This window comes from Rheinheimera mesophila (genome assembly GCF_000986865.1).
In the GTDB taxonomy this organism is placed as follows: Bacteria; Pseudomonadota; Gammaproteobacteria; order Enterobacterales; family Alteromonadaceae; genus Pararheinheimera; species Pararheinheimera mesophila.
The window spans coordinates 1-954 of sequence record NZ_LAVS01000082.1 but is presented as its reverse complement, the minus strand read 5'-3'; the positions used below and the strand labels follow the sequence as shown (position 1 = coordinate 954).

Here is a 954-nt window from a genome sequence, read left to right as displayed (position 1 = left end):
GGTTACTTATCTGCTTACATAGAACATCAGATCGACTGCCTGCTGGAGTGCGAACCAGAGGACAGAAGACACATGAGACACGTCATGGTTGTGTTGCCCTTTTCGCCGCAACGCGAAAACAAGCGATCAGACAAGGATTGAAATGATGATAAAAAAAGACTACTTCTGGCCGTTGTTAGGTTTGGCCGCTGTAGCATTTTCGGTTTATGTGCTGCTTGAGCAGCTCAAAGATATTTCTTATGAAGATGTTGTCGTCAGTCTTGAGGCTATCTCTTTAGAAGGGTGGCTGATGGCTGCCTTAGCGACCGTCTTTGCTTATATCGCCCTGGCGGGGTATGACCGGCTGGCTTTATCCCATCTGCGTAAAAAAGTTTCCTGGACCTTTATTTCTTTCGCATCTTTCACTGCATACGCTATAGGCCACAACCTCGGCGCGTCCGTATTCTCCGGCGCTGTAGTGCGCTACCGGGCTTACCGCTCACAAGGTTTAACCGCAGGCGAAGTCGGTATTCTGGTGGCGTTTTGTTCCTTCACTTTTGCACTGGGCACCATCTTATTGGGTGGCATTGTGTTACTGATTGAACCCAGTTTGCCCGCTCACTTCCACAGCGCCTTGCCGGAGTGGGTAGCGATTTTGTTAGGCGTTGGCATGTTATTTTTAGTTGCTCTGTATTTGTGGGGCAGCTTTATGAAAAGACGCTGCATCGATTTATGGAAGCTGAAGCTGGAATACCCGCGTTTTTCGCTGATTTGCCGTCAGTTAGTCGTAGCGCCACTGGAGTTATTAGCGGCCGCCGCCATTATTTATTACGCCCTGCCCGAGCAAAGTAACCCGGGTTATTTTATGGTATTAGGCATCTTTCTGGCGTCGTTTTCCGCCGCGTTGTTATCGCACGCCCCCGGTGGTTTAGGCGTGCTGGAAGTGATGTTTTTGCTGGCATTACCCGATGTAAA

At 49.4% G+C, this 954-nt stretch carries 1 protein-coding gene; it reads left to right on the top strand.

The genetic code is table 11. The annotated features are described in order from the left end of the window. Positions 1-142: 142 nt before the first annotated feature. Positions 143-954: lysylphosphatidylglycerol synthase transmembrane domain-containing protein (locus tag SD53_RS12645; RefSeq protein ID WP_241481782.1), on the top strand; the 812-nt coding region annotated here is incomplete at its 3' end.